The sequence below is a fragment of the Leptospira ryugenii genome (assembly GCF_003114855.1).
GTDB lineage: Bacteria > Spirochaetota > Leptospiria > Leptospirales > Leptospiraceae > Leptospira_A > Leptospira_A ryugenii.
The window spans coordinates 367,492-394,177 of sequence record NZ_BFBB01000008.1 but is presented as its reverse complement, the minus strand read 5'-3'; the positions used below and the strand labels follow the sequence as shown (position 1 = coordinate 394,177).

27 protein-coding genes are annotated in these 26,686 nt (G+C 37.4%); 16 read left to right on the top strand and 11 right to left on the bottom strand.

Features of this window, described 5'->3' with window-relative positions; genetic code table 11:
• Positions 1–47: 47 nt before the first annotated feature.
• Both DI060_RS14535 and DI060_RS14530 read left to right on the top strand, forming a co-directional pair.
• Positions 48–1,679 (top strand): LIC10012 family protein, encoded by a 1,632-nt coding sequence (locus DI060_RS14535; protein ID WP_108977674.1) that lies wholly within the window; start codon positions 48–50, stop codon positions 1,677–1,679.
• Positions 1,660–2,541 carry a helix-turn-helix domain-containing protein gene (locus DI060_RS14530; RefSeq protein ID WP_108977673.1) on the top strand — a complete coding sequence of 294 codons (882 nt, stop codon included), beginning with the start codon at positions 1,660–1,662 and terminating at the stop codon, positions 2,539–2,541. Before DI060_RS14535 ends, DI060_RS14530 begins: the two co-directional genes overlap by 20 nt.
• On the opposite strand, the gene holA is transcribed toward DI060_RS14530, so the two are convergent.
• Positions 2,523–3,626, bottom strand: a complete 1,104-nt coding sequence (gene holA, locus DI060_RS14525) for a DNA polymerase III subunit delta (RefSeq protein ID WP_108977672.1) — start codon at positions 3,624–3,626, stop codon at positions 2,523–2,525. The genes DI060_RS14530 and holA overlap by 19 nt on opposite strands.
• Before the next feature lie 50 nt (positions 3,627–3,676).
• On the opposite strand from holA, the gene DI060_RS14520 reads away from it, so the two are divergent.
• Positions 3,677–3,907: a hypothetical protein gene (locus tag DI060_RS14520; protein ID WP_108978151.1), complete on the top strand. Its 231-nt coding sequence runs from the start codon at positions 3,677–3,679 to the stop codon at positions 3,905–3,907.
• A gap of 2 nt (positions 3,908–3,909) precedes the next feature.
• Here the strand turns inward: DI060_RS14520 and DI060_RS14515 are convergent, their stop codons facing one another.
• Complete coding sequence (locus DI060_RS14515) at positions 3,910–4,467, bottom strand: Maf family protein (RefSeq protein ID WP_108977671.1); 558 nt, start codon at positions 4,465–4,467, stop codon at positions 3,910–3,912.
• A 146-nt stretch (positions 4,468–4,613) separates the two neighbouring features.
• Here DI060_RS14515 and DI060_RS14510 point away from each other — a divergent pair, with 146 nt between their 5' ends.
• Genes DI060_RS14510 through DI060_RS14500 form a run of 3 tightly spaced genes read left to right on the top strand, consistent with a single transcriptional unit; the run spans position 4,614 to position 6,196 of the window.
• Entirely contained in the window at positions 4,614–4,841 is a 228-nt protein-coding gene (locus DI060_RS14510) for a hypothetical protein (RefSeq protein ID WP_244594427.1), read from the top strand.
• Positions 4,838–5,575: an SDR family NAD(P)-dependent oxidoreductase gene (locus DI060_RS14505; RefSeq protein WP_108977670.1), complete on the top strand. Its 738-nt coding sequence runs from the start codon at positions 4,838–4,840 to the stop codon at positions 5,573–5,575. Before DI060_RS14510 ends, DI060_RS14505 begins: the two co-directional genes overlap by 4 nt.
• On the top strand, positions 5,576–6,196 hold the full coding sequence (locus DI060_RS14500; RefSeq protein WP_108977669.1) for an L-threonylcarbamoyladenylate synthase: 621 nt from the start codon (positions 5,576–5,578) through the stop codon (positions 6,194–6,196).
• Here the strand turns inward: DI060_RS14500 and DI060_RS14495 are convergent.
• Positions 6,193–7,260 carry a CapA family protein gene (locus DI060_RS14495; RefSeq protein ID WP_108977668.1) on the bottom strand — a complete coding sequence of 356 codons (1,068 nt, stop codon included), beginning with the start codon at positions 7,258–7,260 and terminating at the stop codon, positions 6,193–6,195. The two genes, DI060_RS14500 and DI060_RS14495, sit on opposite strands and share 4 nt — an antisense overlap.
• Here DI060_RS14495 and DI060_RS14490 point away from each other — a divergent pair.
• A complete protein-coding gene (locus tag DI060_RS14490; protein WP_108977667.1) occupies positions 7,232–8,914 on the top strand; it encodes an alkaline phosphatase family protein in 1,683 nt (560 codons plus the stop codon). The two genes, DI060_RS14495 and DI060_RS14490, sit on opposite strands and share 29 nt — an antisense overlap.
• 2 nt (positions 8,915–8,916) lie before the next feature.
• Here DI060_RS14490 and DI060_RS14485 read toward each other — a convergent pair whose 3' ends face one another.
• From DI060_RS14485 to DI060_RS14470, 4 genes are read right to left on the bottom strand one after another with little or no spacing between them, the layout of a single operon-like run.
• Positions 8,917–11,088, bottom strand: coding sequence for a ribonuclease R family protein (locus DI060_RS14485; RefSeq protein WP_108977666.1), 2,172 nt, complete (start codon positions 11,086–11,088; stop codon positions 8,917–8,919).
• Positions 11,075–11,773, bottom strand: a complete 699-nt coding sequence (tsaB, locus tag DI060_RS14480; protein WP_108977665.1) for a tRNA (adenosine(37)-N6)-threonylcarbamoyltransferase complex dimerization subunit type 1 TsaB — start codon at positions 11,771–11,773, stop codon at positions 11,075–11,077. Before tsaB ends, DI060_RS14485 begins: the two co-directional genes overlap by 14 nt.
• On the bottom strand, positions 11,770–12,240 hold the full coding sequence (gene tsaE, locus DI060_RS14475; RefSeq protein ID WP_209452053.1) for a tRNA (adenosine(37)-N6)-threonylcarbamoyltransferase complex ATPase subunit type 1 TsaE: 471 nt from the start codon (positions 12,238–12,240) through the stop codon (positions 11,770–11,772). Before tsaE ends, tsaB begins: the two co-directional genes overlap by 4 nt.
• Positions 12,212–13,069, bottom strand: a complete 858-nt coding sequence (locus DI060_RS14470; RefSeq protein ID WP_108977663.1) for an Hsp33 family molecular chaperone HslO — start codon at positions 13,067–13,069, stop codon at positions 12,212–12,214. The genes tsaE and DI060_RS14470 overlap by 29 nt, the downstream gene beginning before the upstream one ends.
• Before the next feature lie 75 nt (positions 13,070–13,144).
• On the opposite strand from DI060_RS14470, the gene DI060_RS14465 reads away from it, so the two are divergent.
• From DI060_RS14465 to DI060_RS14445, 5 genes are all read left to right on the top strand, one after another.
• Complete coding sequence (locus DI060_RS14465) at positions 13,145–15,127, top strand: beta-galactosidase (protein ID WP_108977662.1); 1,983 nt, start codon at positions 13,145–13,147, stop codon at positions 15,125–15,127.
• Positions 15,124–16,023 (top strand): LIC_10030 family protein, encoded by a 900-nt coding sequence (locus DI060_RS14460; RefSeq protein WP_108977661.1) that lies wholly within the window; start codon positions 15,124–15,126, stop codon positions 16,021–16,023. Before DI060_RS14465 ends, DI060_RS14460 begins: the two co-directional genes overlap by 4 nt.
• A gap of 8 nt (positions 16,024–16,031) precedes the next feature.
• The gene (locus tag DI060_RS14455; RefSeq protein WP_108978149.1) at positions 16,032–16,877 is read left to right on the top strand and encodes an inositol monophosphatase family protein; all 846 of its coding nucleotides are present in this window, start codon (positions 16,032–16,034) and stop codon (positions 16,875–16,877) included.
• A gap of 71 nt (positions 16,878–16,948) precedes the next feature.
• A complete protein-coding gene (locus DI060_RS14450) occupies positions 16,949–18,325 on the top strand; it encodes an anthranilate synthase component I family protein (RefSeq protein WP_108977660.1) in 1,377 nt (458 codons plus the stop codon).
• A 3-nt stretch (positions 18,326–18,328) separates the two neighbouring features.
• On the top strand, positions 18,329–18,937 hold the full coding sequence (locus tag DI060_RS14445; RefSeq protein ID WP_108978148.1) for an anthranilate synthase component II: 609 nt from the start codon (positions 18,329–18,331) through the stop codon (positions 18,935–18,937).
• Here DI060_RS14445 and DI060_RS14440 read toward each other — a convergent pair.
• The gene (locus tag DI060_RS14440) at positions 18,931–20,166 is read right to left on the bottom strand and encodes an LIC10025 family lipoprotein (RefSeq protein ID WP_108977659.1); all 1,236 of its coding nucleotides are present in this window, start codon (positions 20,164–20,166) and stop codon (positions 18,931–18,933) included. The genes DI060_RS14445 and DI060_RS14440 overlap by 7 nt on opposite strands.
• Positions 20,117–20,533 carry a hypothetical protein gene (locus DI060_RS14435; protein ID WP_135355065.1) on the bottom strand — a complete coding sequence of 139 codons (417 nt, stop codon included), beginning with the start codon at positions 20,531–20,533 and terminating at the stop codon, positions 20,117–20,119. Before DI060_RS14435 ends, DI060_RS14440 begins: the two co-directional genes overlap by 50 nt.
• A 23-nt stretch (positions 20,534–20,556) precedes the next feature.
• Between DI060_RS14435 and DI060_RS14430 the strand changes: the two genes are divergently transcribed.
• Positions 20,557–21,444, top strand: a complete 888-nt coding sequence (locus DI060_RS14430; RefSeq protein ID WP_135355064.1) for an LA_1326/LA_4305 family lipoprotein — start codon at positions 20,557–20,559, stop codon at positions 21,442–21,444.
• Here DI060_RS14430 and cysE read toward each other — a convergent pair.
• Positions 21,441–22,175 carry a serine O-acetyltransferase gene (gene cysE, locus DI060_RS14425; protein ID WP_108977656.1) on the bottom strand — a complete coding sequence of 245 codons (735 nt, stop codon included), beginning with the start codon at positions 22,173–22,175 and terminating at the stop codon, positions 21,441–21,443. The two genes, DI060_RS14430 and cysE, sit on opposite strands and share 4 nt — an antisense overlap.
• Positions 22,176–22,324: 149 nt before the next feature.
• Here cysE and DI060_RS14420 point away from each other — a divergent pair, with 149 nt between their 5' ends.
• Genes DI060_RS14420 through DI060_RS14410 form a run of 3 tightly spaced genes read left to right on the top strand, consistent with a single transcriptional unit; the run spans position 22,325 to position 25,440 of the window.
• Positions 22,325–23,239, top strand: a complete 915-nt coding sequence (locus DI060_RS14420) for a site-2 protease family protein (protein WP_108978147.1) — start codon at positions 22,325–22,327, stop codon at positions 23,237–23,239.
• A gap of 7 nt (positions 23,240–23,246) precedes the next feature.
• Positions 23,247–24,647, top strand: a complete 1,401-nt coding sequence (locus DI060_RS14415; protein ID WP_108977655.1) for an NHL repeat-containing protein — start codon at positions 23,247–23,249, stop codon at positions 24,645–24,647.
• A gap of 22 nt (positions 24,648–24,669) precedes the next feature.
• A complete protein-coding gene (locus tag DI060_RS14410) occupies positions 24,670–25,440 on the top strand; it encodes a hypothetical protein (RefSeq protein ID WP_108977654.1) in 771 nt (256 codons plus the stop codon).
• A gap of 5 nt (positions 25,441–25,445) precedes the next feature.
• On the opposite strand, the gene DI060_RS14405 is transcribed toward DI060_RS14410, so the two are convergent.
• The gene (locus tag DI060_RS14405) at positions 25,446–26,645 is read right to left on the bottom strand and encodes a DegT/DnrJ/EryC1/StrS family aminotransferase (RefSeq protein ID WP_108977653.1); all 1,200 of its coding nucleotides are present in this window, start codon (positions 26,643–26,645) and stop codon (positions 25,446–25,448) included.
• Positions 26,646–26,686 lie beyond the last annotated feature (41 nt).

Genomic DNA, 26,686 nt, shown 5'->3' with positions numbered 1-26,686 from the left:
GAAATCAGGTTGTCAATCCTTTCTCTGACATTTTATCGTGCTCGGAGATGGAGAAAATAGTCTCATTACAGAAGTTTTCTTTTTTGGTTTGCCTTGGCTCGGTGGGAAGTTCCAGATCTTTTTACACTCTACTCCTATCACTCGTGCTACTCAACCCTGTTTTGCTTTCGGCAAAGGAAGTGACTGTTCTCAACTCCTACATTTCTGGGGAAGTACCACAAATTTTGGGAACCAAAGAACTGGCATCCCAAGAGATCTCAAGGCTTAGCCGTCATTATCTAAGGAGAAATTTTTATACCGACATAACAGAAGGGGGTATTGTAGAAAAATTTTTAATAAAAGAAAACTTCACAATTCAATCTCGGTTAAGCCCTGATCAATTTGATCGATTTTGTTTAGAGTTTGAAAGTAATTTTGTCTCATATGATATCGTGGATTTCGGACAACCAACGTTAATCGAAACACAAATTTACAACTGCAGAACAAAGCAGTACAAATCGATCAATTCAAAATTGAATACAAATTTCCTTTTGTCTATAGAGAAACATGTTGAGAAATGTTTTCGGTTTCTTTCTCCGAAATACTACCAGACAAGAGGTAGTGAAACTGATAAAGTGAGTGAAATCCATTTTTTCTTTGATGTGAATGGTGCGTATGCCTATTACCGTAAGGATTTCACCAAACTGATCAATGTACTTTTGAATAATCAATCCATTCTATTAGGTGCTACCTTTGTCAGAAAAAATAAATCACTTACTATCACTGGCTCTACGGACCATGATGAATTAAAAAAAATATATGAAGAAGTGAATTGGAATGGATCGAACCAAGCGGATTCCGTCCTCCAAGCCATCCAGCAACTTCGATTAAAACTTACTTCAGGGAAAAAGAGCTCACGAAAAATTTTTCTACTCCTTTCCTCCTCTATAAAGAGTAAGATGTCAGAATTTAAACTAGCATTAAATGAATTAAAGCAGATGGATGTTCAGACGTACATCATTGTTCCAAATCATAGTGAATACGATTTTATTCGGGATCTACAAAAACTAGGAAGAATTACATCATCAAAACTATTGGGAATTACGGAATTCCAACGATTGGGTTTTGATGATGAGTACAAGTATATATATTTAAATCAATTTGATTTGTATTCAACAAATGAAGAATTTTCACCACCCTTCGATTTATCCAACCAAAGTTTTAAAAAATGGGATGCCTCCATCGTAAGAGCGGCTGTAGATGTAGTGACTAGCTATAATATGGCCGAAGCCTATGAAAAAATATCAGAGAAAAGGGTACTAGAAAAAAGTGAAGTAAAGACAGACATAGAAACTCTTGTTGGTGCACATTTATATGAAGAGATGAATCCTTCCTCAAATCATCAACTAGTCCTATTTAAGACTTACGGAGAAACGCTTTGGTTAAAAGTACCAATCGAAAAAAAATTGCAAGTTGGTAAAGAATATATCGTGTCTACCTCCGTTTATCTAGATTCACTTTCCACAAACGGGTTTTCAAATAGCGAAGCAGAAACAGATTTTTTAAGACCTAACATTTCTTATCCTAAAAGTCTCACGATTCTCCCATCGAAAGCAAAAAGATTTATGGAAGAAAACAAAATTAAACAATTTTCAGGGTATCTGCAAGGTATCGTCACAGATGTCAAAAAAAGGCAATGAATCTGACTGGATCGCTGAGGATTCACATTCTAAAATCGCAAAACTAAATCTAATAGAGCTCTCCAAATCTCAGGTTCCTATCGTGATGGTCGGAAGAAGTGGTTGTGGGAAATCGTATTGGATTGATAAGTCCTTAGAGCTCAAAGGTTTTCTTGCGAACAAAGCAAAATATATTTTTGATGGGAAAGAATCTTTTGATCTCTCTTTAAAAGAATTTAAAGAGATAAAACCAAAAAATCCATCCACCGTTATTTTTAGAAACTTTCACCTTGCGGATACATGGATTGCTGACTTTTGGATCCGTTGGTGGGAAGAAACAAAATATGATTTGCCAGAGAACTTTCATTTTTATTGGGAATTACCTGGAGAGCGAATTGAAAACCAAAATGAAAATTCCAAGGAGAAACAATTGTATTCACAATTGCAAGCCTTTCAAATTAAGATTCCAAGTCTATCGGAAAGGCCAGCAGACCTTCCTCTATTCCTAAATGTATTTTTGGAGGAAGCCAATAGAAAGTTAAAAAAATCAATTTTAGGATTCGATGAAGATTGTTTATATTTCTTTACATCCAATGCAAAGCATTTCAATCTCCATGACTTGAAGGAATTGGTTTATTCCCTCGTTGCATTTTGTACATCTAAACGGATTCAATTGCAAAAGTTTCCAATTCATCTATTCAAAAGAGAAAAACTTAAAGTACCTATTCAATCAGGTATCAAATTAGATCTCTATGAAAAGTTAATCATCCAAGAAAATCTAAAAGTGTTAAATGGTAATCGAGCAAAAGTGGCAGAGATACTCGGGATATCAGAAAGAAATTTGTATAGAAAGATAAAGGAATATCATTTAGAAGATGAATGAATCAATTGAAACATAGCTAAAGATTTTTGAATAAAGTATACTCTTCCTTCTTCGTCTCGTAATCCTGATTTAAATTTCATATTCATTTCAATTAATAAATCATACAGTTGGTTGATTGATTTATCGGTGAAATGTTTTGCCTCTGCGAGTAATTGTTTTCTCATAAAGCCCTTTCTTGCTTCAGAGAAAGATCCAGTTTTTAAGATTTCATCCATGATAGGGATAGGCACCTCGCCATTGTGTTTGGATTTGATGATACGTATTTTTCGGATTTCATCAAGTTTATATAAGCAACGTGTCAAGAATTGTAAAATTTCACTATTGTCATCATTGAATTTGGTAAACTCCTTGAAGTAGTCTGCTTTTTTACCTTGCAAGAGACTCTCTACCAAAGCAGTCGCATTCATTTCTTTTTGTGTGAACAAAGCAGAATGAATGTCTGCTAGAGTAAACTTTGTCTTTTTGAAGATAGCTTTTAGTTTTCTGATATTCTTTAAGTAAGCGCCTAAGTTAGCAGGGATTCTATGTAAAAATTCATGGAAGGCTTCTTCTTCCATTTGTACCTTTTCTTGGTCTAAAACTTCTCGAATTACTTTTGGCGCATCCTGCGGGTAAATCGGTTTTGGTTTATAATAAACGTATTCGCCTTTAAAAAGAGTCTGGAATGAGGAAGGTAAATCCTTTTGGTCATAATGAATCAATAAATGTACATTATCTCCCAATTGCGAGATATTCTTTTGGAAACCAACTATATAGTCTTTGAATTCTGAATTTGATTTGGTTTCGAGAAGAGGTTTAAAAAAAAGTGAACCATTCTTAAGAATAATGAGTTTGTCCGGATAGAACATGTCAGGGGTAAACAAGTCAGCAAAGAATTGTTCATATTCTCCCCCTTCGGCAACGATGACAATGATGTCTAATTGATTACCTAAAGATTCTAATTTTTCTTTGTAGTGGTCTACCGCAATCTCGTACTCGAAGGAATCCTCTCCTACATACACAAATACTGGAGGCAAATCGATTGCGGTCAGTTTGAGAAGTTCAAAAAGAGAGGGAAATTCTTTCGGATTTTTTTTTGTTTCCATTTTCTCTGATTTATGTAAACTTTTCCTTATTCAGGAGCGATAATCACAATATGGATATAGCGAGTGCAGTGGCAAGAGTTTCAGGTCTTGGTGAGCCCCTTACTTATGTCGCCCCCACATTTTCAAATCGTCCCGTCGAGAAGGTTGAGTCCATCCAAGCAAACGACTACAGACCCAAATATCCAGATTCTCAAACCAAACAAAAAGCGGATTCTATTCAATCTACATTGGACAATAGTGCAAACTATCGACCAGGAGATTTGGTGAATCTATACGCTTAGTCCTATAAATAGCCTTTCCATACATCGATTTGTGACAAAAATTTCCGCATAGGAAATCCAAGAATATTCAGATAAGAGCCTTCAAAAGACTTAACAGGGCCACCCACATCTTGGATCCCATAACTACCTGCCTTATCGAATGGTTTATACTCTTGTATGTAGCGTTCACATTCTTTCCGACCCCAATCATGGAACAAAACACGACTTTCCTCAAAATGAAAACTTGACCCAAAAGGACCCTCCATATAGCAGCTGGAAAAAACTGAGTGTTGGGTATTCGAAAGCATCATTAAAGTTTCTATCGCATCTATCTCATTTTTTGGTTTGTGGAGTATTTTATTTTCAAAAACAACAATTGTGTCACTAGCCAAACGTAGATCGTCGAAAGAAAATTGAGTCAGTGCTTGGATCTTACTTTTGGAAATGCGTTCCAGGTAAGTTAGATACTGTTCATTTTCAATTTCTGATTCGTCGATATCGGTGGGTCGAATTTCGAACGAAAGGTCTAATGATTTCAAAATTTCTCTTCTTCTTGGTGAACGACTACAAAGTATAAACAAGTTCTTGCCTTTGAAACTGAAAGTCCGAAACTATTACCATAATGTCCTGGCTTGTCCGATTCGTCTTTCTTCTTTCACTATTCAATTTAGTCTCTTGTAAAAACAAAGTGATCCAATTGAGTGAGTGCAATTCATTCGGAGATTTTATGAAAAATCGTGAAATTACCTACGGAAAATTTTTCATCCGTGTTAGTTGCCGAGAAAAGAATGATATCGACGAGTGTAACCCTATCGCTGATTATTATGAAAATGGATCTCATTATATTAGAAGAGATCTCGTGACAGATGACGGAAATTTAGATTATAAAAAACTTTTAGAGGAGACACAACCGGAAAATAGCAATTGTTATCCGGCCAATCACGAAATTAAATGAATCTATTCGATGTAAAAGGAAAAACAGTTTTAATTACCGGCGCAAGCAGGGGTATAGGCAAGTCACTTGCATTAGGTCTATTGGAAGCAGGCGCAATCGTTTATGGTACGGGATCAAGACCTGAGTCCATTACTTGGATGAGCCAATCTGGCATTTCGGGTGAAGTAATGGATGTTCGCTCTGAGACAGATGCATTTCGCATTATCGGAATGATTCGAGAAAAACACGGCAAACTAGATTGTTTGATAAACAATGCAGGCATTGCCACCAATACGCCGGCCTCAGGCTTTAAAGAGGTCGAGTTGCAGGATATTGTCCAAACAAATTATGTAGGAGTCTTTAGGACCTGCCAGGCCTATTACAAACACCATAAAAAAGATGGTGGCAATATTATCAATGTTTCATCAGTACTTGGGATGATAGGCTCAAAATTGGCTTCTGTATATTCGGGCGCGAAGGGCGGTGTGATAGCTTTATCAAAAGCATTGGCCATTGAATGGTGTAATTCAGGATACAGAGTGAACGTTATTTGCCCTGGTCTGATCGATACCGACATGACAGATATGATAAAAAGTAAGGATCACATTATATCTCAAGTATTGGCTGGGATTCCCATGGCAAGATTGGGCAAACCAGAGGAGCTTTTAGGAGCTACTTTATTTTTAGTATCCGATGCTTCATCCTATATGACAGGGCAAACTCTTGTGATAGATGGTGGGCTAAGTGCTCAATAGATGATCGATTATCTTCATCCTGTAAATCCTGAAATAAGGAAACTAAAACAGATCTCAGAAAATCTCAGGAAGGGAAGTGTTTACATATTTCCCACTGATACCGTTTACGCAATCATCGCTGATTCTAGATCTAAAGAGGGCGTCGAATCCCTCTATAGATTGCGAAAACTTCCCAAAGATAAACCTATGTCGCTGCTTTGTAAAGATATTTCAATGGCTTCACAAATGATTGAATATTTACCCAATCCAACATATCGATTGATGAAAAAAATCATACCTGGTCCCTATACGTTTATCTTAAAAGCAAACAAAAATTTACCCAAATACTCCGTTAACCATCACAAAGATAGACACATTGGCATACGGTTTCCTAAACATATCTATCTACAAACTTTGCTGGACATACACGAGGCTCCCTTAACCTCTACTTCTGCCATGACGGATGATGAGTTCATTATAGATATCGATGATTTAGAGAATATCTATGGAAAAGAGGTAGAAGCAATCATTGATGGTGGTATTGTTAAAATAGAACTTTCCACCATTCTAGACTGTACACTGGATACAATGTCCGTCGTAAGGGAAGGTTTAGGAATCGAAAAGATTTTGAATGAACTCTAAAGTCTATTTCTTTCCATAATTTGCTTCCACTTCTGATGGTATTGTTTCAGCTTTAGAACATTTTGCCGAGTCAAATCAATCGGTACTTTCCCATCTAAAAAATCATGAATAGGAATGATTTCATAAGACCCAGGCTTTACCCAAACAGGTATCAAATCTATAGATACAATTTTTTTTTGCTCGCCCGTAATTTCTATGGCTAAGTCTAGGATCACACCTCCATCTGTATAAGGATGATTTTGTGCTGAAAGAAAATTACCTAACGAATAGGCAATGAACTTATGATCTTGCCTCTCGAATCTTTGCACGACATGGGGATGTCCTCCCAATACGATATCCGCTCCATTTTCTAGCGCCAAAGTCACCCATCGTTTTTGTTCATCGTTTGGCTCCTCGGAATACTCCTTTCCAAAGTGGTACCAGACTATGATTAAATGAGATCTATCTTTTTTTGCTTCTGCAAGGTCACTTACAATAAGTTGCTCATCTAATAGACGAACTATTCTTCCTTTTGGAACCTTTATACCATTCGTTGAATAAGTGTAGTTGAAAATGGAAATTTGAAGGTCATTTTTATTGATTTTAACATGCCTACGTTTCGTATAATCGCTCTCCGAGGAAAAAGTGCCTAGAGGAATCATATTTAATTTAAAAATCGATTCTATTGTAAAATCGATACCGATCTCTCCTTTGTCCGCAGAATGATTATTAGCTGTAGACAATAAATGAAATCCTGCCTTCTGAACGGATTCTAAGAATCCAATCGGTGCTCCGAACCGAGGATATCCAGAATAATCGGCGGACTTTGGAACAATTGTGGTTTCTAAATTTCCTAAAAGTAAATCGAAAGATTGTAATCGTTCGGACACATATTTGAAACTTTGGTCGGCTGAAAAAGAATTTGTCTTTTTGTTATGATAAACATTTAGTTGAGAACTGTGGCACATAATATCTCCCACCACTCCTAATCGTATAAACCGAGAAGGATTTCGAAAGGAGAAAGTACCGCATTGTAGGAAAAGGATAAGTACACCTATGAGCCATAGTCGATTTTTATATTTCATAGTAATTTTCCTCACTATCAATCTACACTTAAACTGCCTGTGGGAGAGAGAATACAAAGAGGCAGCCAAGTATTCCATACAAAAAGATACAGATCTGATTTTAGTTCCCTTTCCAAATTACATTTTTGATAATCATAGTAGAGAATCCTTCCAAGTTTCCAATTATAATATTGATGATCTAAAAGATATGTTAATAGAGCATGAAATTTCCTTGGACGACCTAAAACAATCTTGGGGAATCAATGAGGATACCAAAGATTTTTCCAAAGAAGTCAATTATACTTCACATTATACACATTATCCTTATGATTATAAAATTCCAATCTGGATTTATGGACCGAATTGGGTGCGAAGGGGTGTGTATCCTGATGAAATCTACCAACAACATATCCCTGGAATCGCATCAAAATTCCTTGGTTTCAAATTCTCGAATTCCTTGGATCTCAAAAACTATGAAAAAATATTCATAAAAACAAATGAGAAACCACAAATCATTGTGACTATAGTGATTGACCAAGCCGGTACTCAACTTTATCGAACACATAAACATTCCTATCCATTTTTGAAAGAGCTTAGCCTGCAATCTGCCTATTTTCCAAATGCTAAAGTTATGCACTTAGAAGCACACACGGCAGTAGGACATGCCGCAATCGGTACTGGCAGCTTCCCTAAAGATATGGGCATTCATTCAAATGAAGTCTACTTTTTCCAAGAGGGACAAGTGAAGGCTCGCAAGGCTTATGAGGCCAATGAGGATCGTTTGAACTTATCTGACATGCGCGTGAATACTTTAGCTGATGAATGGGATGTGTTCCAAAACAATAAACCAGTTATCATTAGTCAATGTTATGCGGCTAGAGCAAGTATTGGTATGGCTGGTCATGGATCCTTAGCTGGCGGTTCCACTCAAGATGGCATCCAAAGGGATAAAGATATCGTTCTTTGGCAGGATGGAAAATCATTGCAGTGGGCTACTTTCCAAGATGCTTATCAGTTGCCAAAAGTGGTAGAATCCTTTCAACTCTATGAATACTACCTTAAAAATTCCAATCGTATCAACAGCCAATTTCGCGCAAAGAACAGATCTGAGTTTCAACAGAAACTCTCTTACTTTCAAGCATCCGAATACCAAGTAAAAATGGATGGGGAACTTTTTCGAGCAATGATCGAAACGGAAATCATTGATAAAAATTTAGCTAATGATGGTATCACCGATTTAGTTTATCTGACCTTGAAGGCGACGGATGCAGTTGGACATCGAAACGGCTGGGAATCTAAAGAAGCAAAAAAAATATTAGAAGAAACAGACCTAGAAGTCAGGCGCATTTTTGATTTTCTTCGTTCTCATTATGGTGATTCGTTCTTACTATTTGTTACGGCAGACCATGGAGCAGCTCCTATGCCAGAGGTTTCTGGAGCGAGCGTACTTACCCACAAAGAATTTTTCACTCATCTTTCCGATCTTTTACCCAAGGAAGAAAGAAACAGGAGCTCCGTAATAAAATGGGTAACCCATTCGCAAGTTAGCCTAAATAGGGATGTTTTATCAAAATTTAATCTTTCAGAGGGAGAAGTGATCCAAAAAATAAAGGAGATTAAAGTGAATGGAAAGCCTTTCTTTCGAAAGGTTTGGAAGATATCTGAGCTAGACTAGTTTCATTTTTTAAAGGACTTCAATTTTAAGAATACTTTCAATTCTTCATAATCAATTTTATCCAAGGAGACTTTGACTTCATCACCTATAAAAAATATTTTTGAATATTTCTTTGAATAAAAAGAAAAATCATTTTTGATCAATACTTCAAATTCGTCCGTAAATTCTGATTTATCTAAAACACCTTCTAAATTGGAATCAGAGAGTTCTATGAAAATTTGTGATGGTCTGATTCCTATGATATAGCCAGAAAATTCCTGTACGCCTGTTGATTCCAAATAACGAAAGGACTTAATCTTTAAAATATCTCTCTCTGCGTCTGCGGCTCTTCGCTCTTCATCGGAACAGTGTAGTCCCAAAGCATCTATCTCTGTAGGAGAGTAAGGAGGTTTCTCCTCTTTTAAAATTGCATCGAGTACACGATGCACGACTAGGTCCGGATAACGACGAATCGGTGAAGTAAAATGACAATAATCCTTAAAACCGAGACCCCAATGTCCTAAAGATTCACCCCCGTAGTAGGCCTGCATAAAACTTCTCAATAATAAATAATTAAATATTTTTGCTGTTTGACCTTCACCAATAGATTGTAAGGCTTTCATCAATTCTGGATAGGAAGTATCCTTAATTCGGAAATTAAAAGAATTCAATTGTAAAAACTGATTTAGCATTTCCAATTTCTCTTCATCCATTGCCTCATGAATCCTATGGAGTGTAGGGGCACTCTTTTTTCTGAGAAATTCGTCTACTTTAAAGTTTGCTGATAACATTAACTCTTCTATTAAAAGATGGCTTGTTAATCTTTCTCGAATTTCGATTCCCGTTGTTTTATTTTCTTTATTCCATGAAAGGGAAGCTTCTTTTAAATTTAAATCTATTCTACCGGATTGTTTCCTTTTCTCTCTCAATGCATTCGTAAATTTAGAAATTTGATACATCCAATTTTCTGGATTCGCTTCCAAAATTTCTTTTTCAGCCATCTCATACGTATAGCGTTGATTCACTTTAATAATTGATTTGTAAAATTTTGCATTGTAGATATCGCCTGCATGGCTAGCTTCCATTTCGACAGTAAAGGCACATCTATTTACCCCAGAGACTAAACTACAAAGATTTTCTGAGAGAATAGGTGGAAGCATAGGAACAACCCGATTTGCGAGATAGACGGATGTGGCTCGTTCAAATGCCTCCAAATCCAGAGAAGAATTCATTTTTACATAATGGGATACATCTGCTATGTGTACCCAAATTCTGACTTTATTCCCTTCATCAACGAAACTAATTGCATCATCAAAATCTTTCGCAGTTTCACCATCGATAGTCACTGTATATAGGTCTCGTAAATCTGTTCTATGATTCCAATCTTGAATTGTCTTTTCACTAACTTCTTCTTCGAAATGTAAAGGAATATCATCAGGGTATTGTATTTGGTAATCATATTTCATCAAGATTCGCATTAAATCTGGATCTTCTTTGGTGTCCGATTCGAATCGAACAAAAGAAACATCGTAAACATTGTTCTCTGAAGACGCACCATCCTTTAATTTCACAATCAGGACATCATCTAATTGAATAGAATCTATAATATCTTTAAGTAGTGATTTTGAATGAATCACACCTTCTTTAGCTTCACCTAACATATCGAGGAAATAACCGAAAATAAATTTACCAGTTTTTTCTTTCACTTTCAATCGATAGAGCTCTCGTCCTCTCTGGACGATCTGGGTGATTTCACCTTCAAATCGATCTTTTTTGCCTATTCCTAATGGTAAAATTTCAACTTTGTCTCCGCTGATCGCAGTATTGATGAATGGAGGTGGAATGAAGACTTCACTTTTTGATGCAAGACGTACGAATCCCTCGCCGCGTTTGGAAATAGAAATCCGACCAAAAAAACGAAACGGATTTTTCACTAGGATGGATTTTTTGTGCGATTCTAAGAGACCTTCTTTTTCCAAAGAGAAAATCAATTGATTAAAGATATCGGAGAGTTCTTGTCTTGAGGATTTTGGTTTTTCTTTTGTTTTCTTTTTCGAGGAAAGATTTTTTTTGTCTTTGGCTTTTCGTTCAACTAAATCCAAAAATTTATTTTTTAATTCCTGACGGCTTACTTCTTTTCCCGATTTAGATTCAAGATAGGCGATGATATTTTTTTGAAATTTATAAATGTCCATTTGTTTTATTGGTAATCACGTAGCTTGGTCGAATGTAATTTGCATTCAATGCTTTGTAATTATATGTTTCTATATTGGCGTTGGCCAAATCGTTTTTAATCTGTTCTAGCCAAGGTAGAAGATTCGGTAAATTTTCTTCGATTCGGATGGTCTTCTGTTTGAGGTCTGTAGGTATTTTTCCTGAATAATAGATTTCATGTATACCTGTATTCTTGTTTTGTGAGAGAACTTCTTTGATTTCTTCTATATTAATATCTAAAGTTGACGAAAATTGCGTTTCTGTCTTAGTCGAGAAATAATAGCGACTTTGTTTCCCATCGATGAGTATCGCAATGGGCGATTTTGATCTTGCGAAATAGAAACTAGCATAACATTCAAGGGAATTCACACCCATAACAGGAATCTCCCATAACTGGGAGAGATTCTTTCCTGTGCTAACGGTTATCCGAATTCCCGTAAAGGATCCTGGACCGATCGTACAAATCAAAAGGTCTGGTTTGGTTATTTTATTTTTTTGCAGGATAGTTTGGATTTCTAAAATGAGCCGGTGAGATGATTCCTTGGGACAATATTCTTGGAACGTATCTATCTCTTGTATCCTTACTTCTCCAGTCGATATTGTGTGGACTTGGTATAGGGAGACAAGTATCCATTCTTGGCATGCATCAAAACAAAGAACCTTCATAGCTTCTTCTCCCGAAAGATGTACTCTCGCACTTCTGGATGGTTCGAGTATATCAGTATCTCATAACAATGTTCTTTCGGAAGCAAATGGGATGCGCGATCCCACCATTCTATAAAAGAGATACCTTCCTTCCCCCAAAGCTCTTCAAATCCTAGTTGGAAGATTTCTTCCTCTTCATGGATACGATACAAATCGAAATGATGTATGATTGTGTTTTTAGCCTCGTAGGTCTGGTGTAAATTGAAGGTTGGAGAATTGACCTGGTCTTTGGAACCCATCGACTTTAAAATCTCTCGCACAAAAGTAGTTTTGCCTGCGCCCATGTGGCCACTCAATAAAAAACAAACAGTGTCGGTAACTTTCAAAATGTTATCAAGGTAATTTTGAAATGCAGAACTTACCTTTTGAAAATCAGCTTCGGATGCGAGAATATGAACCTCATTCATCTTGAAATAGATTGGATACATCCTCCGTATTAAATTGGTAAGCCTTCTTACAAAACTCGCATGTAATTTCGATTTCGCCCACATCCTCAATGATAGAATCTGCCTCTTTTCTTCCTAAGGATAAAATGATTTCGGAAACTTTAAACCGAGAACAATCGCAATGAAAACCTGGTTCTTCTGTCGATAGTACGACTAGTTCAGCGCTCAATTGTATGGAAATCTCTGATATCATTTCCTCTAAACTAAATTTCCAGAAATGTTCCTTCTTAAACAATTCATCCAATCTATTTTTGACAAAGGCGATATCTTCTTCACTAGCCTCTGGCAAAGATTCAAACATAACACCCAGCACTTGGTTCACTTTGTTAGAATTTGCTAGCCTATCAACTTCCATCCCAAAAACAAATTTGATTTGCTCTGATTCATTCAAATACTTAGCGAAATTATGTTCGAAAGTATCCTCTTCCAAGTTAGTGAAAGATTGGTAAAAGTCAGAATCAACCTGCCAACGGATAACTTTCATGATCCCTTTGCCCAGAATAAACTGATTCCGAATATCTCCTTCTTCAAATAGTTCGCCATAGGCAACCGCCTTGATGTGGCCGTAGCGATCGCTGTAGGCAAGAGCTGATTTATTGTATTCATCTTTCCATTGGATGCTAACTCTTTGTTGGTTTTTGGTCATCTCGGCGAGGAACAAAGCTCCTAAAATCGTCTTTGATAAAAATACAGACATCTCAGGATTTAATTGGTGTAAATTGATGATTTCCTGACAGGTATCGGTGAGGTTTGCTAGAGAAAATCTAAAATGTTTATGGGGTACTATTCCCAAAATCACTTGGTCGTTCATTATTTGATTGAAACAAAGGTTTTCATAAGCAATCTGACCTGGAAGTTCGATTAGGCAATCGTAAAAAGGAAATTTATGATCTTTGGTGTAGATTATTATCCAGAACAATGGACCGAAAAGGATTGGGACGAGGATTTGGATCTCATGCAAGAGATGGGTTTAAGTTCAGTGCGCCTTGCTGAATTTGCTTGGGCATTGATGGAACCCAAAGAAGGTAAATTTGATTTCCGGTTTTTTGATCGTATCATAAAAAAAATTGAAAGTCGGAAGATGACTTTTATATTAGGGACCCCCACCGCTACCTTCCCGCCTTGGTTGTTTGAGAAATACCCTGAAATTGTCCAAGTTTCCAAATCCGGGATTCGGAGGATTATTGGAACGAGACGCCAGGCATCTTTTTCTTCCCCCGCATACAGAAAGGCAAGTGAACGGATTGTGAGTGCCATGGCTAAACACTATGGAAAGCATCCTTCTCTTTTGGCCTGGCAGATCGACAATGAACCTGGTCATGAAGGATCAGACCAAGATTACTCTCTCCTTGCTGAAAAGAATTTCAGAATTTGGTTAAAACAAAAATATAAGACATTAGACTCGCTTAACAAGAGTTGGGGGTCCGTATTCTGGGGGATTATGTATTCCCATTGGAATCAAATCCCAATCCCTGGAAATCACCTAGCTAGCAATTTCAACCCGGCTATGATCCAAGACTATTTTAGATTCCAATCGGATGAATTGATCTCCTACATCCATATGCAAGCGGATATATTGAAACAATATTCAAAATCGCCCATCACTACCAATTTGTTTCCTTCTCCTTTTTTAGCCGTGACTGATATGCATAAATTATTCCAGAAATTGGATTTTGTGTCTTGGGACAATTATCCTGTTTGGGGAAACCAACTCGAACCTTACCCACACCCTTTGGTTACCTCGACACTCCAGTATGCGCGCGGTTTAAAAAACAAATCCTTTACTGTGATGGAACAGTTTTCAGGCGTTCAAGGCCATGATACTTTGGGCTACCTTCCACCACCAGGGCAGATTGGCTTATGGTTAACCCAAGCTGTGGTACAAGGAGCAGACCAGGTATATTTCTTTCGGTATCGGACAGCAAGGTTTGGACAAGAACAACTTTGTTACGGAATTCTTGACCATGGAAAACATAAGACAAAGAAATTTTTTGAATTAAAGAAAACGATACAAGAAATCAGAGAATTTGCAGAGGATGTGGCTGGAGTTCCCTTTCCTGCGCCTGTCGCGATTTTACACGACATCGAAAATGTTCGCAATTACAAACACCAACCTCTATCCGATGGATTAAAATTCGAACCCGTTCCCTTTGCAAAAGTAGGCTACGATATCGAATACGCAACTTGGTTTGCCGCATCCAATCTACTCAATGTAAACACTCATTCCTTGCCTATACGGACTGATGCAGATTTATCCCAATACAAAGTCATTAGCTTGCCGCTATATACGATGTTTGAAGAGGAGCAAGTAGAGAGAATAAAGGCCTATGTCCGAAACGGAGGCATCCTTGTTTTAGGTTACCGCGCTGGGATCAAAGACAAAGAACATTGGATGGTTGAGGAACCAGTTCCAGGAGTATTTCGTGAATTAGCTGGACTGGAGGTACATCAATTTGAGGCTATTGGCAATAACAAAGTTAAATTGAGAATGGGATTGTTTCCTATGAAAGGAAATAAATTTTGTGAATTGTTGGAGCCAAAGACAGCAAAGGTAATTGCAACATATTCCGATGCGAAAAAATTTTACAAAGGTACTCCAGCAATCTGTGCCAATCAATTTGGAAAGGGAAAGGTCTATTATATAGGAACTTCTCTAAGTCCGGAGAGTTTTATCTTGTTATACCGAAGAATTTTAAAAGATGCAAAAGTTCCCTTTTCATTTTTGGGTCGGTCTGTGGAAAGACAGACAAGGCAGGGAAAACGCTTTGATTACCAAATTACCATGAACCACTCGATGAAGAGAACTTGGTTTCCCTTTCCTGGTCTAAAACCTTTTGAATATAGGATCAAAAAAATAGAGAAACGATGATTCCGAAAGAATTTCTACAAATCAATAAAAAACTCTCTGACTTGGACGGTAAGAATAAGGATGGGGAAATTTATGTAGACAATTTACACTCACCTTACATTCAATTTACGGAGACATTTACAGTTCCTTCTTCGTCTTTGAATCGTCCGGAAATGTCCGCTGTACATCAGTTTATCGAAATTTTGAGCCATTATATCCCCGAGGCCATCGAAGGTACGAGTTTACTTCCAGAGCCAAGGCCAAAAAAGGAAACAGGAAAGTTATTTTTCGCAAGGCCAATTATGTTTGCGAACAAACAATTTATCTATATTTTCTCAACCGACATGCAATACTTAGGTGGAGCTTTACCTAATGAGATCAAAAAGCCTGCCCAACAAAACCAAGCGCCTAGTTTCGAGACTGACCGCATCTATTTTAATGCAAAGATTTTCCCCGTAGAGTCAATACTGATCAATAGTGATTATGTAGAAGATTTCAATTCTCATCGTTTTCGAGGTGGAGTCTTCCGAATGGAGGCTGATCGTTCTGCTGATTCAAAACCACAACGATTTGCGGAAATCTTTGATGAGTTGGATTTTAGCGATTTGGAGGCCAAAATTCGAGTAGAACTTGGAATCACTTCTGAAATTTGGCCAATGGGCCGTGTCTTTAGTCCGGTTGGCATTGACTACCTCGCGCTATCTTTGCGTTTTCTAAAGCCTTCTCTTTCAAAAATCATTCGCGAATTTCGTTCCTATTATTCAATCTTGGACCCGGGCCAAGAGGGAGTAGATGAAAAGGTAGTCAACGCCTTTCATAAATATCTATTTGCACATGAAACGACTAGGCTCTCTTCGCGTTCCGGAAATGTAAGATGGAAAATCCACTTTACCGATTTTGTATCTCTAACGGAATAAGGGAATCCATGAGTATCTCCTCACCGACAATCAATTTCCCTCTTGATGAAACTCTAAAACGGATAGAGTTTATTAAGGCGAATGCAACTGGTATTATTTTGGAAGCGAAACGTATCCAAAAGGAAATGTCAGGAATCCGATCCAAAACTGATGCGGATGAATTGGAGCGTATACACGCGGCTGACCGAGTTTTAGGTGATATCTTTATCAAGTTTTTACAAAAAGCATTTCCCAAGGATGGTATTATCTGTGAAGACAGGGAGAGCATCGATTCCCAAAACGACTTCCGTTGGGTATTGGATCCAGTCGATGGATCTATGAACTTTGTGAGAGGTCTACCTCTCTATGCAATCTCTTTCGGCCTTGAACATAGAGAGACCCCAGTAGGTGGGGTAGTATTGGTTCCTGCACAAGATTCTGTCTATTCAGCCGTTTTGGGAGAAGGTGCGCAGAAAAATGGTGAAACGATCTTTACCTCAAGTATCTCCGAATTGAATCGCGCTATCTTTAGCCCAAATTTGCCGACAAAACGTGCGCATATGATCCAAGAGATCATGGCAGACCTTTCAGGGTTCTTAACGTACGCTAGATCCTTTCGTAGGACTGGATCCTTTATCCTGGATGCTTGCTGGATAGCGGAAGGACTTATGGATGCGATTTGGGAGAAGAATGTGAAACATTGGGATGTTTCGGCCATTTCCATAATTTTATCAGAAGCTGGCGGTAAATTAACAGATCTTAGTGGTAAGCACTATTATGTAGGTTTACCTGAGCTTGTAGCCTCCAATGGAATCATACACAATGAAATTTTGAACCTTTTAAAAACTGTTCGGGCTAGTGTCAGTCGAAACTAAATTTTTTGTTTTTGATTTATCTTAGTCAAGCGACTGTCATTTTGGTCATGGAAGGCAGATTTTGAACCAAAATGACATTACCAAAGTTTAAAATTCCTAAAAAACCAACTTATACCAGTGTTCCTTTGCCTTCTTCTATAGAATTCTGGGAAATATTTCGCATTTTTGAATCAAAATTCTCTGTTTGTTTTTTACTAGAATCCGCCGGAGAGAACCAGTATGACTCTAGATATTCCGTAATCGGATTTGACCCGTCACATATCATACAAGGAACCAAAAATACTCTCATCATCGACGGAAAAGAATATTCCGTAAAGAATCCATATGAATCCCTAAGAGATATCCTAGATTATGATTCATTAAGCATAAGTTATGCGGGAGGATTGGTAGGTTATTTAGGCTATAACTCTATGGAGTTTTTTGAACCAAGCCTGAGCATTAAGAGCCATCCCGATTTTCCTGCCATGGAATTCGGACTTTATTTGGATGGTTTGATCTATGATAAATTCACAGATGAGCTCATTTATTTTACAAATGCAGATGATCGTTCTGGACTCATAGAAAATCTACTCAAAGAATCCCTCACAAATGTAAAACCACCAACAGTTTCCATATCTTTGAGTCATGCAGGTTTGGACTCCGAAACTCACAAATCGATGGTCAATGAAACATTAGAAGAAGTGAAGGCAGGCAATACTTTTCAATGCCAAATTGGATTTGAAGAACAATATACAGTATCTGGAAATCCATTGGCTATTTATGAAACACTACGAAAAATCAATCCATCTCCACATATGTTCTATGTAAAAAATGGAGAAAGAGTCATCCTAGGTGCGAGCCCAGAACTTTTATTCCGTCTCCGTCAGGGAGAAATGGAGTCCTTTCCTTTGGCAGGAACGATCCGAAGAGGCAAAGATGCAGATGAGGATACAAAATTAGCAAAACAATTACTCACCGATCCCAAAGAAATCGCTGAGCATAATATGCTAATCGACTTACATAGAAATGATATCGGTCGCGTGGCAAAATTTGGAACCGTTAAAGTTAGGCGAAGATTCGACATTAAACGTTTTAGCCACGTACAACATATTTCAAGTGAAGTCGTAGGTATTTTAAAATCCAAAGAGGATATGTTCTCTGGTTTGGCTGCGTCTTTTCCAGCGGGGACTCTTTCGGGAGCACCAAAAATCGAATCCATGAAAATCATTGAACGGATCGAAAAATCTCCTAGAGGTCCATATGGTGGAGCCGTTGGAACATTTGGTTTAAATGGAGATTGTACATTTGCCATTCCCATCAGAAGTTTTTTTGTAAATGGAAATCGGGGCTTTCTTCGAGCCTCGGGAGGCATAGTCTATGACTCTGTTGCCGAAAGTGAATATCAGGAAATTTTAAACAAGATGGCTTCCGTAAAAAAGGCACTCGAATTGCATAAAAAAGGTACTTAAATGATGAGAGTTTTATTGTTGGATAACTATGATTCTTTTACGTACAATTTGTATCAATATATGGGTGAAATATTAGAAGATTCTGAAATTTCTTTTCAACTCGATGTCGTTCGAAATGATGAACTTTCTTTTTCCGATATTGAAAAGCGAAACTATAATAGAATTGTAATTTCTCCTGGTCCAGGTCATCCAGCAGATCCTGCTTATTTTGGTGTATCCGATGCAATCTTAAAACAATTGGGTAACAAGACAAAAATTCTAGGTATTTGTTTGGGTATGCAAGGAATGGCAACTACTTTTGGCGGACAAGTTGTACGTGCAAAGATACCAATGCATGGAAAGTTGTCAAAAATTGAACATGATGGAAAAGGTGTATTTGCTAACCTAACACAAGGTATTGAAATCATGCGATATCACTCCTTAATTGCCGAGGAATCTTCATTGCCTTCAGAGCTAACAATAACGGCAAGAGTGATGGGAGAAGAGGGAAAAGGGGAAATTATGGGATTGAGGCACACTCGTCTTAACATTGAAGGTGTCCAATTTCATCCCGAGTCCTTCGGTTCAGAAGAAGGGAAAATTCTTTTACAAAACTTTCTTTTAGATCAATGACGATTCAAATCTAATAGAAGAGTATTTTCCCATTGTAGGAAAAAATCATTTTCTGGTCTTACCACTTTGTTTGTGTCAGCACCAAATAAAGAAAATTTGGAAAACATAATTTCAGTGTGAGAACTAATTTGATTCACCTGGAGATTCCCTTTTTTCTCATATACTGCAGATAGATGTGAACCTCCTTTCCCGGAGGACCCATATACAAGCAAATGTAAAGACTGACCTAAATACTCATCCAAATTGCCTGGTATGAAAAAATCAATAATCCCAGTTGGAATGAAATATAAAAAATTACCCTGTAATTTACGTTCTTTGTATTTAGTAAATTTTCCATACAACTGATCGATATTTTTATCTAGTTTCACTGATAATTCGTATTGAAGACCTTTGATGTCATATTGAACTCCATAAGCATTGATTTTGATATCAAATTCAAAGTGAATATGCTTTGGCTGTTTGAAATTTGCATCGGTATTTTTTGGAAAATGAAAGATGATAGATTTTGGTGAGTTAAAAATTTCCAAAGTATCATTTTGGTGTTTATCGATAGTGATTTTTAATTTAAATTTAGATTTTTCCAAACGATTTGCAAACCTTTGGTAAAAATCTGGAAATCTTGACTTTGTCTTTTCTGTGAATTGAAATTCCAATTCAGAGTAACCTTCATTTGTAGCAAAATAGCATTCAAAAGTTTGGCAGAGAAACTCAATACTCGGCGACAATGTATAAATATTTTCTATTTTTTCCTCCTTTTGAACAAGGCTTATAAAAGAATCTAACCATAGAAAAAAATCCTTTGGATAGAATCCATTCCAATTGGATTTTATATTTCTGTCGACTAGGAGTATTTGATTTCCTTTCCACTCTTTTTGTTCAAAGGTTTGTAAAAAAAGATAATCATGTTGCTTCGAAGTATCTGGATACCATTCTAAGTTCCATTGCCCTAACTTTCTATCACCTGCTAAAGAAAGAAAGGATACCGCAGTTTCATTCTTTTGTAATTTTGCAAAATCATCCTTTGCATAATTTCCCGATAAGACTTTGGAATAGGATAGATTGGAATCTAATTTCCTAATTTCCACTTGGAGATTATAATAATCTTTCCAAAAAGAATAGTGTGTCTTTTGAGGCTTAATGCAAGAGAGAGATAGAAAAAGGAGGAAAATTCCTGAGAAATTATTGAATATCACTCTTAAGAATTTTATAAATTGATTGTATGCTTTCATTTTCAATGGATTTGAAATGCTCTGCGTTTAATATATCTCCCTTTTTTCCAAATATGCGGAAAAAAACAAAATCCTTTTTTAGTCCCTCTTTGAGTTCACCTTTTCGATCGAAATAGATAGGTTCGAATTGTTTCTCACGCGATTCTAGGATATAACGTTCTATCATTGAATTGGAATCGGTTAGGTTCAGATAAGCAATAAAATGTACCCTTTGGCTGTCTTTCCAGAGTAAATTTTGTAATTTCCAATAGATCTTCCTTCCAATTTTCCTGCAAAGTTCTATATCTTCTTTTTCGCAGCCCATGAGAACAACGGTTTGGTTCTTTAGATTTTTGGATTGGATGGATTTTTGATATTGATCTTCCAAAGAAAAGTTTGGTAATCTTGATTGTGAGTAGAGAGAAACCTTTGGAAAGATTGTTAAGAAAAGGGCAGCGAATATCCAGGATTTATTCATTTCCGATCCAAATTACCTTCTTTGTAAGTATCGGCCTTTTTTCTGATTCCTGTACTACCGGAACTAGCTTTCAGAAAGACCAAACTTTAGTTGTTGCAGCATCCGATCTTGCAATCTTTACAATCAAAAAATCACAACTTGCAAACATTCTACCCACAAACATCCAAAAATCATTGGTCTCCTTAGATGAGTACCCGAACGTATATGATACACTTCCAATGATTCAAATCAAGAAGAGTATATTTTCATCAGATAATTGGGAGGCTCTGTTTTCCAATACTGTCATAAAAGAAATCGATTCTCTCTTGCGAGAAGCAAAGTTAGGGATTCCTTCTGAAGGTCTACTTGTTCTATACAAAAAGGAAGATCCGCTTTCGCCTTTAACTAAAATATTGCGAACAAGTTTGATCATCTTAAAAACTAATAATGGTTTTATCTTTGTTTTACCTGATATCAACCAGAATATTACTTTTCCATCTCAATACAATTTTGAAGATTGGACCCTTTATAAAATTCCGAAAGTGTTTCCAAGCAATAAAGAGTTACTTAAAATCAAAATCAACCAAATCCCAATGAGTTTCTATGTGGAACAAAAAGGAGATAAACTCTCTCAATACGATAGAATCATGATCATAAAGGATACAGAATTGATATCCAATCCGCCATTCTATCGATTTGTTGATGAAGATGAAACCAATACCATCCTTCCTAAAAAGGATATCCGAGATCGATTTCAATCATTAGAAAAATTGAAAGAGGACGGATTGATTACGCAGGAAGAATATGAAAAAAAGAGATTGGAACTACTTAAGGATCTTTAAATACCATCTCCGTGGATGAATTCTTGGATGATCCTTTCATCCTCTGGTTTTGTTTTGGGAGTGTCTGGGGCAGTGGATTGATTTTCCTCCCATTTTCTTTGTTTTTCAAAGAGTTGGTTGATCAAGTGTTGTTGCGTTTCGACTTTCTCTAGTAGCACAGAAAATACCTTTGCGATCGGGTCTGGCATTTGGTTATGGTCTAACATCTGTTCTTCCATCAGTGCTTGGTCGCTTGCTTTTACAACTTTCCCAGGTATGCCGACCACCGTGCATCCTTTTGGAACATTGCGCATTACCACGGAGCCAGCACCCACTCTTACGTGATCTTCAATCAGAATATTTCCTAATACCTTTGCTCCTGCGCCAATGACTACATTCTTGCCAATCGTAGGGTGCCTTTTGCCAGATTCTTTACCTGTACCGCCAAGTGTGACTCCTTGGAAAATAAGTGTGCCTGAACCGACAATGGAAGTTTCTCCGATCACTACGCCAGTTCCATGGTCTATAAACACTCCACTTTCTATTTGGGCTCCAGGATGAATATCTATGCCAGTGAGAAAACGGGTGAAATAATTGATCATTCTTGGTAGAATCGGTATCTTGCAAAGGTAGAGTATGTGAGAGACTTTATGCAACCAAAGCGCATGCAGTCCTGGGTAACACAAAATGATTTCAAGAATCGACTTGGCAGCAGGATCGTATTTCTTTATGATTTTGATGTTATCGAACATAGACTAAAACTCAACTTTGTCTGGTAAAAATTCTCGACTAATACAGATTAAAGAATCAATTTTTACAAAACTATCTGTGAAAATTGAATTGATTCCATGCTTATAATGTGGCATCGTAGGAATAGCAATTTTCTTTCAATTTGATTCCATTGAAAAAGCAATATTTCCTACACATATTTTTATTCCTTTTCACCTTTCTATCCCTTACCTACAGAGAGTACTTATTCATTGGAATCCTTTCATTAGACTGGAACTTACTTGCATCCGTTTTCTGGATAGAATGGCCTTATTCTGTCTCCTTGCTTCTGGTCCTACTCGCCCACGAGATGGGACACTATGTAATGGCAAGGATTCATCGAGTGGAAGCCAGTCTGCCTTATTTCATCCCCTTCCCATTGGGTCCGATAGGAACAATGGGGGCAGTCATTCAGATTAGAGAAAGGATACCGAATAAACGTGCTTTGTTCGATATCGGAATCGGCGGCCCTATTGCTAGTTTGATTCTCTCTATGATACTATGGATCATTGGAATCTCTCTTTCCGAATTAGTTCCTCTTAACCAACAAAGCAATTTAGAAAGTGTTACTTTTTTTGGAGAGAGCGCCTTTACTTACTTAAGCAATCAATTTTACTTTGGAGGATTTGATTCCAGCCAAATGGATGTAAATATCCACCCATTCGCAAGAGCTGCTTGGGTGGGATTGCTCATCACCGCTATCAATCTTCTTCCTTTTGGTCAACTCGATGGAGGCCACATCATTTATTCCATTTTTGGTGAAAGCTACCGAAAATGGATCTATTGGCTTTACATTGCTTTTTTGTTTTTAGCACTGGTGAATTTCACTTGGTTGATTTGGGGATTCATAATTTTTTATTTCATAAAAATTGAGCATCCTTACATACCTGACCACAAGGACGGCATAGGAAATATACGCAAATTCTTAGGTTTAGGCATTCTACTTTCTTTGTTGATCATTTTTGTGCCAAAGCCTATTATGATAGGCTCACAGTTAAACCAACCGAGCCTACTAGAATACATTTGGAACCAGATTCAATTCTTTTGAGGAAAACATGAGGATACTTCTTTTTACGTTTCTACTCGCTTTCAGTTCGCATCTCTATTCCCAAGAGACAAAGGATTATAAGTTAACTGACAAAGCTTATGGACTTGCCTGGGATGGCATCAATTTCTGGTTTATCGATACGAATCGACGAGCCCTCATAAAAATTAATGAGATTGGTGAGCAGGAAATTTATAACTTAGGATTAGCAAACCTCAGAGGGATCAGTTACGACCAAAGGGAAGGACGGCTTCTCGTTGTAGCACCAAAGATGATCATGAAAGTGGATCCCAACACGGGTGGGATTACCGACCGTATTAGCATTCCTGTTCAGAATGTAGCCGGAGTCGCGAGTGTAGGAAATTTTTATTACATATTAGATTTAGAAAATGCTAAGGTTCAAATTTTTGATAAAGTCAGCTCTATTATGGTGGGTGGCTTTTTTACAGATCGAACTCGACCGCGTGATATCTGTTATGGTCGTGATTCATTGTGGATATCTGATTCAGCGGACAATAGTATCTATAGATACGATACAAAATCAGGTAAGATTACAGGTTCAATCAAAACCAGTTTACGGTCAATCCGAGGGATTTTACTGAGTGGTTCGAAAATTTGGGTTGTGGACCGAGAAAGCCATGAAATAAAAAATATCCCATTCATAGAAACAGAACGATTCATCGCATCTGGTGATGAAGAGTATACATTGGAGGTAAGTTTAAAATTCAAAATTGATACGGTTTCGATTTCAAAAGCTCAGATTGCAATTGCCCATCCACCTTCCAATGAAGGCCAAAGAATTCGCTCGGTTAAATTCACAGACGCAACTTACAAACCAGCTTTTATTCAGAGAAATCGTGTACACCTAAAGAAAATGACAATTGAAGATTCACCAGGTGAACAAGTCGTAAAGTACAAGTTTACTTCGAGAAACCAATTTATCAAATACTACGTAGGCGATGAATACCTAAACAGAGAAGCATCATATCCACCAGACACTTCTTATTTTTTTGATAAAACGAAAGAAAATCCGAAATTGTTTCTGAGTGATTACTTAAATACAATCAAAAATGAAAGGACCACTTCTCAGTCTCTAGACCAATTCCGCGATAGGATGAATGAACTTGCTATTCCTTCTATTCCCTACAGAATGATACGATTTGAAAATAAAAAACCCAAATCGATAGAAGATGCTGTCATGCTATTTCTTCTCGGTTATGGATGGGTTCCTGTTGGAGACCTGTCAATTGCTGCTTCAGCCGACCATCGGTATTTTGAAAAAAAAGAAACTGATTTGATTTTGTACCAAAGTTTTTCCAAGACTCCTGCAGTTTCTCCAGTGTATTTCAAAAAAGATCCTAGCTCAGAATGGGAGAATTTACCGGCTGAAATTACTTATAAGATTAAGTAGTACCCTTTGTCTGGCAATTGCGTTGTTTGCGTGCTTACCAGAGCTAAAAAAGGAATGGAATCGTGTACAGGTTGAACCTGTTCCTTTAGGAGATGAAAATAGACTCAAGTTGATTTCCGAATCGATTTGGTTGGATTTCCCAAAATCAAAACATCAGTGTTCTCGGATTTCGATCGGAGCCTGGAATGATTTTGGTGTCCAAGGTCTCTTTTGTCATTTTCTTCAGTATTTACAACCAAAGAGTTTACGTGAACTTTTGCATGTGCCCATTTATGTAGATGGACCACACTCTGAAAATCTGCTAAATCTCACAAACAAAAAGGATTTTGGGCGGTATCATCCTGAATTTCCTAAGCGTTTACTTAAGTACTTCCTTCCAGCAAAGGAAAACACAAAATTTAGGCTCATTACACAGTTAAATTATGATACCTATCTACGAAGATTTGCGAGAACCTTTTATGTAGTTCACCGAAAGTTCCATTCTGATTTGAATTTTTTCGAAAAAGAAGTCAATCGATATGAAGAGTTATTAAGTGAAAATCGATTAGAGCCATTTTATCTAGAAAAATTTAGGTACTTTATGTACCCTGATTTCACGGACAGTGAAGATATAGAAGAGTCTGCTAAATTCTTTATAAAAAAGGGCGATGAGCTTTACGATAGTAAATTGGTTATGGAAAGTGTAGGGTTTTGGATTCGCCGAACTATCGACGGAACCGACCAAGGATTTTATCAATTTCTCTTAGAAATCCTCCAGACATATGACTCTGAGTTTCTAAGAGACTATCAATAAATGGTTTATTTGACCTGAAAAATGTCCAAGACAGCATCAATCACATCTTGCTCATCTTGTTTTGTCATTCCTGCAAATAGTGGTAAGGATAGAGTTCTTGCGTACATCGTGTTTGCGTTTGGAAATAAATTTCTATCAAATTGAAATTTCTTTTTGTAATATGGATGTTCGAAAATGGGAATGAAATGTAAGCTTGATCCGATATTTCTTTCTTTCAGCTCCTCTGCTAAGGTATCTCTACCAACAAATGCTTTTTCTGGATCGATTTCCACTCGATACAAATGCCAACTATGGATGCCTAACAGATCTTCATTTGGTAATTTGAGGCCTTTGATTTTGGAGAATGTTTCGTTGTAGCGCTTTGCAATTTGAGTACGTCTTTCCCAAAAGGCGTGTGATTCTTTAAGTTGCACGATACCAAGAGCGGCTTGGATATCGCTGAGATTGTACTTATAACCAGCCTCTACCACTTCATAGTACCATCCAGGTCGATTGAAAGCATCTCTGTTAATCCCATGCAGTCTCATCTTACGTATGTGATCCGCGCGACTCGAGTCTTTCATTGTTATCATCCCACCTTCGCCGGTAGTAATGCCTTTTGTCGCATAAAAACTAAATACTGTAAAATCACCCCAATTCCCTATCATTTTGTCTTTATGTACGGCTGGGAATGCATGCGCTGCGTCTTCAATCACATAGAGCCTATACTTTTTTGCAATGGTAAGGATTCTCTCCATGTCGCAAGTGTAGCCAGCTAAATGAACAGGCATGATAGCGCGAACCACTTTGCCTGATTTTTTGGTGATGAGTTCTGAGCCATTCCAGGTACATTCTCGTTCAATGGTTGCCAAGAGAGTTTCTGGAGTTAATAGGTGGTTGATGGGGTCAACATCAGTTAAAATCGGTTCTGCTTTAAAATAACAAATTACTTCTGTCGTTGCGGTAAACGTAACGGCACTCGTTATCACTGCATCTTTTTCAGTGAGTCCGATGGATTCCAGCGCAAGGTGTAGACCAGCTGTGGCCGAGTTTACGGCAATGGCAATAGGAGCACCCACAAAGTCTGCAAATTCCATTTCGAATTGTTTCACCTTAGGACCAGAGGTTACCCAACCAGAACGGAGTACATTTGCGACCTCTTCAATGGCATCCTCTGAAATGCTAGGTAGAGCGAATGGCAAAAAGGTTTTGCGAGTTGTGAGCATATTCATTTATACGACATAATTCGGAAAATTTTCCAGTCTTT

Excerpts from the sequence above, each read along its gene's own strand:
- DI060_RS14470 (WP_108977663.1), bottom strand. The coding sequence starts at position 13,069 with ATGAACGACCAAGTGATTTTGGGAATAGTACCCCATAAACATTTTAGA.
- DI060_RS14485 (WP_108977666.1), bottom strand. The coding sequence starts at position 11,088 with ATGGACATTTATAAATTTCAAAAAAATATCATCGCCTATCTTGAATCT.
- DI060_RS14460 (WP_108977661.1), top strand. The coding sequence starts at position 15,124 with ATGATTCCGAAAGAATTTCTACAAATCAATAAAAAACTCTCTGACTTG.
- DI060_RS14440 (WP_108977659.1), bottom strand. The coding sequence starts at position 20,166 with ATGAAAGCATACAATCAATTTATAAAATTCTTAAGAGTGATATTCAAT.
- DI060_RS14415 (WP_108977655.1), top strand. The coding sequence starts at position 23,247 with ATGAGGATACTTCTTTTTACGTTTCTACTCGCTTTCAGTTCGCATCTC.
- holA (WP_108977672.1), bottom strand. The coding sequence starts at position 3,626 with ATGGAAACAAAAAAAAATCCGAAAGAATTTCCCTCTCTTTTTGAACTT.
- tsaB (WP_108977665.1), bottom strand. The coding sequence starts at position 11,773 with ATGAAGGTTCTTTGTTTTGATGCATGCCAAGAATGGATACTTGTCTCC.
- DI060_RS14505 (WP_108977670.1), top strand. The coding sequence starts at position 4,838 with ATGAATCTATTCGATGTAAAAGGAAAAACAGTTTTAATTACCGGCGCA.
- DI060_RS14510 (WP_244594427.1), top strand. The coding sequence starts at position 4,614 with ATGAAAAATCGTGAAATTACCTACGGAAAATTTTTCATCCGTGTTAGT.
- DI060_RS14520 (WP_108978151.1), top strand. The coding sequence starts at position 3,677 with ATGGATATAGCGAGTGCAGTGGCAAGAGTTTCAGGTCTTGGTGAGCCC.
- DI060_RS14490 (WP_108977667.1), top strand. The coding sequence starts at position 7,232 with ATGAGCCATAGTCGATTTTTATATTTCATAGTAATTTTCCTCACTATC.
- DI060_RS14495 (WP_108977668.1), bottom strand. The coding sequence starts at position 7,260 with ATGAAATATAAAAATCGACTATGGCTCATAGGTGTACTTATCCTTTTC.
- DI060_RS14530 (WP_108977673.1), top strand. The coding sequence starts at position 1,660 with ATGTCAAAAAAAGGCAATGAATCTGACTGGATCGCTGAGGATTCACAT.
- DI060_RS14535 (WP_108977674.1), top strand. The coding sequence starts at position 48 with ATGGAGAAAATAGTCTCATTACAGAAGTTTTCTTTTTTGGTTTGCCTT.
- DI060_RS14465 (WP_108977662.1), top strand. The coding sequence starts at position 13,145 with ATGATCTTTGGTGTAGATTATTATCCAGAACAATGGACCGAAAAGGAT.
- cysE (WP_108977656.1), bottom strand. The coding sequence starts at position 22,175 with ATGTTCGATAACATCAAAATCATAAAGAAATACGATCCTGCTGCCAAG.
- DI060_RS14445 (WP_108978148.1), top strand. The coding sequence starts at position 18,329 with ATGAGAGTTTTATTGTTGGATAACTATGATTCTTTTACGTACAATTTG.
- DI060_RS14500 (WP_108977669.1), top strand. The coding sequence starts at position 5,576 with ATGATCGATTATCTTCATCCTGTAAATCCTGAAATAAGGAAACTAAAA.
- DI060_RS14450 (WP_108977660.1), top strand. The coding sequence starts at position 16,949 with ATGACATTACCAAAGTTTAAAATTCCTAAAAAACCAACTTATACCAGT.
- DI060_RS14405 (WP_108977653.1), bottom strand. The coding sequence starts at position 26,645 with ATGCTCACAACTCGCAAAACCTTTTTGCCATTCGCTCTACCTAGCATT.
- tsaE (WP_209452053.1), bottom strand. The coding sequence starts at position 12,240 with ATGTATCCAATCTATTTCAAGATGAATGAGGTTCATATTCTCGCATCC.
- DI060_RS14455 (WP_108978149.1), top strand. The coding sequence starts at position 16,032 with ATGAGTATCTCCTCACCGACAATCAATTTCCCTCTTGATGAAACTCTA.